The following is a 6,725-nucleotide window of genomic DNA, read 5'->3' on the forward strand; positions in this document are numbered from 1 at the left end:
CCTCACCCTGCCCTGTCGGGCATCCCTCTCCTTATTAAGGAGAGGGAAAGATTTTTGCGTAGCAAAAAGCGAGGGTGAGGTTTTGAGTGAAATGTGTGTACACGGTAGCAAGCGAGGAGGTGCAGGTTTTTTACACGGGTTGGTAACGCTTTTGAGGTCATTCAACGAAACTGACCTTACTTGATAAATGGCTTAACACCACTGATTTTTAAAACATCACTCACCGTCGCACAGTAATTTGGTAAACCGAAACTGCCGGGATTAATAAAATTTTCGTAACTAAAATGCCGATAGTTCATACAGAATCTATCCCAGGCAGCCATCTGAATGCGGAACAAAACGATAATTAAATTGGCTAAAGATATAGATAGAGGGATGCGAAAGTAAATCTTTTTCCCAAGGTAGGCGCAAACTTCTTCAATTGCTTGGTTAGCAGTTAACTGTTTCTGACCTAAAACAAATGAGCGCGGTTCGTCTTCTTTGGGAGGATTATCAATCAAATACCGCACGACAGTGGCAATGTCTCGCCCGTGGATGAAGTGGAAACTGCCATCTGCCTCAAAAAAGCGAATCAAATCTATATATTTCGTTACTTCTGGAATACCAGATGTAGCATGTGAGTAGGGTTTATTGCGACCGCCGAAGGCGGCGGCTTCCGCATCGCCCCCCAGCACTAAAGTAGGAAAAACAGTCGTCACTTTGGGGGCTATAGCTAACTGCGATATCTTATGCAAACAATCGTACTTGGAACGGATATAATCTGTACCCAGTTCGCCTGCTTCCTTCAAAGGTTGATTGTTGCGATCCAAAACGCTAGCTGTGGAAAAATAAATCACTTGTTGGCATTTGTCTGGATCTAGCAAGTTGAGCAACTCATGGGTTTTATGGACATTAATATCAAAAGTCTGTTCACCGCCCCAAGCCGTCGCTGTTAGTACTGCAGTATCTATCGTTTTCAACAAGTCGGCAAATTTACTTATTTCTTGCATATCACCCTGCAAGACTGTCACACCAGGACGTGCTTGAGTATCGACTTGCAGTTTCTTTGGATTCCTAACCAGCAGATACAGTTCGTATTCTGTTTCTTGAATTAAGGCTTCACTTATGTAGTGACCGATACAACCACTTGCACCCGTGACTAAAATCCGTTTCTGGGTCATAGAGAGTTTCAAATAAGATTCAGGAGTTATGCATTATGAATTGTGAATGGTAAAAAAGTTTCAAAATTCAAAGTAACTTTCTAAAGTAAAAATTTTGGAATCACTCGCCCTGTACCAGACATGTAGTCTTGATACTGTTCCCTAAATGTATCAAGCATCATCTGCTCTTCTTGAGGTACTCGCTTTAAATACATCGGCACAAATGATACGATATAAGACAAACCGTAAATCCAGTTGTGCAAAAGGAGAGCTTGGGCAATTCCCCAAAGCCAAAAGGCTGCATACATAGGATGGCGAATGTATCGGTATACTCCAGTATCAACTAAAGAATGATTCTCCCGAACTGCTAGCGAGGCTGACCAGTTCAAACTCAAGTCTGTATGAGAACGCCAAAACAGCCAGATAGCCAATACAAAAAAAACTGTACCAAACCAACCAGTCCAATCAGGTAGGTTATACCCAGCAAAGTCGAGCCAAGGTGTAAAGACGCCAACTAGAGGCAGGATAAACATTCCTAGAAATGTTAACAACAGTGATAACTTCTCCTGAGTTGTTCTACGGTCATCTGTAATCTTGTTCTGTTTTACCAGTCGGGCGAAATAAAAGCGAATCACAAATACAGTGATAAAGCAAATCAGAAAGATAACCTTTCGAGTAACTTCAGACATCTTTCAACCCCTTACAGAAGGTAGCGATTTTATTGATGATTTCTGAAGTTTAACAATCGTTCTCTGCTGCTGTCTTGCCTGTTGTTCCGAAAATTGTTTCAATCTTCCGATAATTTTCTTTCGAGAGTTTAGAGTGAGTCTCTAAATTTCTTGGGCGTGATGCCAGTGTGTTTTCGGAAAACCTTAGTGAAGTAGCTTTGGCTCTGGTAGCCAACTTGCTGACAAATTTCTACAATAGACAATTTTTGCTCTCGCAGCAGTTGTTTTGCACGTTTGATTCGACAATCAATCAGGTATTGATGTGGAGAAAAACCGATGGATTGCTTAAACAGGCAAGCGAAATAATGAGAACTCATCTCAACGAGGTCAGCAAGTTCCGTTAGACTAATATCTTGGTCAAAATGTGTTTGGATGTAGGTGAGCACCCGATCCAACTTCCACTTGGGGAGTCCATCAGCATACTGTTTGATTATCGGTTGACAGGTCGAATATCTACGTAGGAGATGGACAGACAGAACTGTTGCCATTGATTGGGCGTAGAGACGGCTTTCAACGCCACCTGATTCCAGTTCTGTTTTGAGTTCCAGTCCAATCTGTTGGATCAGCGCATCCCGAAATTTGAAGTTTGGTACAATCTCAAGGCGATTAGTATTCACCGCTTCATAAACAACTCGCTCAAAAAATGGCGTTTCTAAACAGAGATGGATGCACTCATCTTCGCGATCGCACTGAGATTTAGGAGCCGTTTGATCAGCTGGAAATAGACTAAGATCGCCACTTTGATAATTTTCTTGACACCATCGTCCATGAATCCACCGTCTTGCTTCAAATGGCTTGAGATAGATACTGATAAGGTGTTGTTTAAACTGACATTCAGGAGTTTCGTGCGCAGGTTCTCGATGATACAGAAAGTGAATCGTGTCCCAACTAACCTCATAGCTCGTGAGGACGGGAGAATCAACTAGAATCTGCTTCAGGGAATCCCTTTGGCTAAAGTCAATCGCTCTAGGGTAATTGTGCTGTATCACAGACATTTGCTTTGGATAACGACTCTAGGTGTAAGGAACAAAAGCCAGCCTTTTGATCTAGTTTGGCAGACAGCCAGGGGACACAAAAGATTGCGCCCCTAACCTCGGCTGATCATACAACTGCACTGCTAAGTTGCTTTGCCGTTTCAAAGAAGAAAGCAACATTCTCCTTAACTGTCCCCTACCAAACTCCGTGGGCAGTGTCCACCCTATAACTTCTGAAACATCTAAATTGCATTCATGACGGGCGATGGTTAGGGTCTGCCAAACAGCAGTGGCACGACATCCAAGAAATGGCTATTCCGTGGCTCTTTGAGATCCAATGAACGCTCACTGCTCTTGTAATTGCCACTTTGATACTGGGCGAGCATCCAAGCGATGAAGTTGGAGAGCGAAGAAGCAACCACAAACTTATTGTTCTCATCGCGCCCGAAGTTAATTACCTGACCTACCACGCCTGCGGGACCGGGGTCTACATCTATTCCGAGGTGATTACTCCCCCCGTCATACGTAAGAGGTATCCACTTGACGTTAATGTAGGTGGGCTTGATTGCGCCATTAGGGTAGGATTCGCCGGTAATCTCGGTTGCGATCTCTTGATCTTCGTCAGCAATCTCGCGCCAACCGTCCCAATGCTTGTAGAGAGCCTGCGTACTTAGAACAGGCAAACCACAAAACAACCCTGTGGTCTCTCCCTTTTGCCCGTCATGACGCCTGTAGAAAGCCTTAAAGTCTTCCGGTAGCCTGCAATTCAAGCGACGCTCTAACTCACTGAGTTCCTTGTTCGAGCATCCGGGGTTGAGGTCGGCAAGTACTTCGGGGAGTTGCTGACCCAGCCAATGTTCTAAAGCTAACCAGAGTTCATCCATTTTTGTGACTGATTGCGCCTGTCCATAGTGTATTCCCGCTGCTACTCCTAGACTGCTACCCGCCAAGCTCAGAAAAGTACGACGTTTCATAGAATGCTGCTTTAGATGGAACATCTAAGTGTCTTTCTTTACAAAGTAGCATTACGAGAGCGGCAATTGCCCACCAATCACCTTCCACCTACGCTTTAACTGATTACCTCACGATTTCAGTTGCGATTTCAGCCTAACACCCCTTTCAAGGTGAATAGACTGAAACATATGTTTAAAGGAAATACTGTGCCATAGCGATTCGACACTCAGGAGGCGCGGCGGCTTTGCGCCCCTGACTTCGGCTTGTCATACAACTGCACTACTAAGTTGCTTCGCCGTTTCAAAGAAGAAAGCAACATTCTCCTCTGGAGTTTCTGGTAAAACACCGTGACCAAGGTTAAGAATGTGCCCTTTATTGCCAGCTTTGCGAACAGTGTCGTAAATGCGATCGCGGATAAATTCCTTAGAACCAAACAGCACACCAGGGTCAAGATTTCCCTGCACTTTGAGGTGCTTGCCTAATCTTTCCCGTGCGTCTGCCATATCTACTGTCCAGTCTAGACTGATTAGATCCGCGCCTGATAGTGCCATCCTCTCAAGCAAACCTGCACTACCACTCACCAGTAGAATCAGGGGTGTATCAGGATGAGTTTCTCTGACTTGCTGGAAAACGCGCTGCTGATAGGGTAGTGCGAAGGTTTCATAATCTTGGGGACTCAATTGTCCTGCCCAAGAATCAAACATTTGCACAACTTGTGCGCCACAATCAATTTGATAGCGGACATAAGTGGCGATCGCATCTGCCAATTTTGTCAGCAACTTATCCAGCAGCGTCGGATTTGAGAACGCCATGTTTTTGATGATGGAATAAGTTTTTGAACCTTTTCCCTCTACCGCATAAGCGGCTAATGTCCAAGGTGCACCGACAAAGCCCAACACAGTTGATTCGTTGCCTACTTCCTGCCGTAATGCTTGTAGGATTGTTTTAATGAAAGGCAGCGATTCTTCCGGTTCTAAAGCATGCAGGTTATCGATTTGCTCTGAGGTGCGAATCGGCGAGTGAATGATTGGTCCTTTACCTTCAGCGATATCCATATCAATACCTAAACCAGGTAGCGGTGTGACGATATCAGAAAACAAAATCACTCCGTCTGGTTGAAAGGCTTTCCACGGTTGTAAGGATACTTCAATCGCTACTTCCGGTATTTCCGAGCGTTCACGAAAAGAAGGATACTTCTCCCTTAAATCTCGGTAAGCTTTCATATATCGTCCCGCTTGTCGCATCATCCATACGGGTGGACGGTCTAACGCTTCACCACGAGCTGCCCTGAGAAGATAAGGAGCGTTGGAGGAAATACCCATTTAACAGTTCATCCTAAACTCTTTTTTATGTCATTGTTTAGCTTATCATCCTAGGATTGCCCTTTTTTAAGAAGACTTGCTTTTGAAGCGTTGCTCGTAAAAATTCTATTCAAATTGCACTCAAAACTTCATAAATATTAAAGAAGAAGAACGCAGAACTCAGAACTCAGAACTCAGAATGCAATTAAGTGGGCGTGACCTTGATCACAAAGTTTGTTTTGGTGAACCTAACCCTCATATTAAGAAATAAAGATTAACACCGCTGCTTGGTTAGAGTATATTCAAAATACCTTGGTCTGCATCTAATTCAACTGTAACTCCCACAGGTAAAGCTGCATTGGGAGCGTCATGACCAAAAGGCAGGTTTGAGACAATGGGAATTTTTAAATCTCCTAGGCGATCGCGCAACACTTCCTCAACACTAAAGCTAGGAACATTTGCAGGTGGTTCACAACGGCTAAAGCTACCCAGTGCAATTCCACTAACTTTTGATAAAACACTACTCATCCGCCACTGTGTTAGCATGCGGTCAATGCGGTACGGAGCTTCTGTCACATCCTCCAATGCCAAAATCACACCATCCAAATCTGGTAGCATTGGCGTACCAAGCAGATGAGTTGCCACCGTAAGATTACCTGGTAACACGATACCATTGACCACACCTCCACCCCAACCACAACCCTTTAAAGGTGCAAGAGGACGACCTTCCACACAATCAAATAACCTTTGAATTGACCAATCTGGTTCGCAAGCTAGAGTTGTCAGCACGGAACCATGAACACCAGAAATTCCTGCTGTGTAAAGACTCCACAAAAGCGCGGTGATGTCAGAAAAACCAATAAGCCACTTTGGCGCTGAGTTTTCTAAATTCTGCCATGTCCAATTTTCCAAAATACGGCTGCTACCGAAACCACCTCTAGTACACAGAACACCGCGACACTCTGGCTCTTGCCATGCTGTGGCGAGTTGTTCACGCCTCGATTCATCTTTCCCAGCTAGATATCCCCATTTGTCATCTATCTCTGGAAATAGTTCTACTCGATAGCCGCGCGATCGCCAAATTTCTACCCCTTTTTGGAAAGCCTCAAATTCCCGTAAAGCACCGCTAGGAGAAATCACTCGTAATAAGTCACCTGGTTTGAGAGGTGGAGGAACAATTTTAGTTTTGAGATTTTGAGTTTTGGATTGCATCAATAATGTTTAAGAACAAATGATAAAAATATTGATTGACAATAGGTCAATTTGCTATTTATATCTTTTTATCCGTGCAAAATCCAATATCGGAGCCAAAAATATGGCTCATGAATTCAAAAATATAACAAAAATCTAAAATTTTCATGAACCATTGTTCAAAGCGATCGCCCAAAGCTTCCAAAGAAAATTCAGTTTCTGCCGAGGAACGACAAGTTTGACCCTCCTGGAGCTTACGCTCACGCCACATGCCTCAACGCTTAAAGTCGCGCACGGTGAGACAGCACGGCGCAGTCCTTGTCTCCCGACAGAGGCGACTGCGGAGCGCGCAGCGGAACCGGAGGTTCTCCCCGATAGCCCTCCGGGAACGCCCGTCGCCTGACGCCACATTCTACCCTGCCCGAAGGCGTTCCGCCT

Annotated in this window: 8 protein-coding genes; 1 reads left to right on the forward strand and 7 read right to left on the reverse strand. The window is 44.6% G+C overall.

Annotated elements, in window-relative coordinates; all coding sequences use genetic code 11:
• On the forward strand, window positions 1-184 hold a 184-nt coding region (locus tag AC5590_RS12295; RefSeq protein WP_211178774.1), incomplete at its 5' end, for a hypothetical protein.
• Here AC5590_RS12295 and AC5590_RS12300 read toward each other — a convergent pair.
• The 7 genes from AC5590_RS12300 to AC5590_RS12330 form a co-directional block, all read right to left on the reverse strand.
• On the reverse strand, window positions 177-1,160 hold the full coding sequence (locus AC5590_RS12300; protein ID WP_169268736.1) for an NAD-dependent epimerase/dehydratase family protein: 984 nt from the start codon (window positions 1,158-1,160) through the stop codon (window positions 177-179). The genes AC5590_RS12295 and AC5590_RS12300 overlap by 8 nt on opposite strands.
• Before the next feature lie 80 nt (window positions 1,161-1,240).
• Window positions 1,241-1,828 carry a protein-S-isoprenylcysteine O-methyltransferase gene (locus AC5590_RS12305; protein WP_169268737.1) on the reverse strand — a complete coding sequence of 196 codons (588 nt, stop codon included), beginning with the start codon at window positions 1,826-1,828 and terminating at the stop codon, window positions 1,241-1,243.
• A gap of 128 nt (window positions 1,829-1,956) precedes the next feature.
• Entirely contained in the window at window positions 1,957-2,856 is a 900-nt protein-coding gene (locus AC5590_RS12310) for a helix-turn-helix transcriptional regulator (RefSeq protein ID WP_348982789.1), read from the reverse strand.
• Window positions 2,857-3,110: 254 nt separating this feature from the next.
• Window positions 3,111-3,815 carry an SMI1/KNR4 family protein gene (locus AC5590_RS12315; protein WP_169268739.1) on the reverse strand — a complete coding sequence of 235 codons (705 nt, stop codon included), beginning with the start codon at window positions 3,813-3,815 and terminating at the stop codon, window positions 3,111-3,113.
• A gap of 246 nt (window positions 3,816-4,061) precedes the next feature.
• The gene (gene hemE / locus AC5590_RS12320; RefSeq protein WP_169268740.1) at window positions 4,062-5,117 is read right to left on the reverse strand and encodes a uroporphyrinogen decarboxylase; all 1,056 of its coding nucleotides are present in this window, start codon (window positions 5,115-5,117) and stop codon (window positions 4,062-4,064) included.
• A gap of 270 nt (window positions 5,118-5,387) precedes the next feature.
• Window positions 5,388-6,308, reverse strand: a complete 921-nt coding sequence (locus AC5590_RS12325; RefSeq protein ID WP_169268741.1) for a S66 peptidase family protein — start codon at window positions 6,306-6,308, stop codon at window positions 5,388-5,390.
• Window positions 6,309-6,452: 144 nt separating this feature from the next.
• Window positions 6,453-6,725: hypothetical protein (locus AC5590_RS12330; RefSeq protein ID WP_211178775.1), on the reverse strand; the 273-nt coding region annotated here is incomplete at its 5' end.

Source organism: Brasilonema octagenarum UFV-OR1, from assembly GCF_963888615.1.
Classification (GTDB): Bacteria; Cyanobacteriota; Cyanobacteriia; order Cyanobacteriales; family Nostocaceae; genus Brasilonema; species Brasilonema sennae.

What these genes read in the sequence shown, in the direction of transcription:
- AC5590_RS12325 (WP_169268741.1), bottom strand. Translation starts at nt 6,308, where the DNA reads ATGCAATCCAAAACTCAAAATCTCAAAACTAAAATTGTTCCTCCACCT.
- hemE (WP_169268740.1), bottom strand. Translation starts at nt 5,117, where the DNA reads ATGGGTATTTCCTCCAACGCTCCTTATCTTCTCAGGGCAGCTCGTGGT.
- AC5590_RS12315 (WP_169268739.1), bottom strand. Translation starts at nt 3,815, where the DNA reads ATGAAACGTCGTACTTTTCTGAGCTTGGCGGGTAGCAGTCTAGGAGTA.
- AC5590_RS12300 (WP_169268736.1), bottom strand. Translation starts at nt 1,160, where the DNA reads ATGACCCAGAAACGGATTTTAGTCACGGGTGCAAGTGGTTGTATCGGT.
- AC5590_RS12305 (WP_169268737.1), bottom strand. Translation starts at nt 1,828, where the DNA reads ATGTCTGAAGTTACTCGAAAGGTTATCTTTCTGATTTGCTTTATCACT.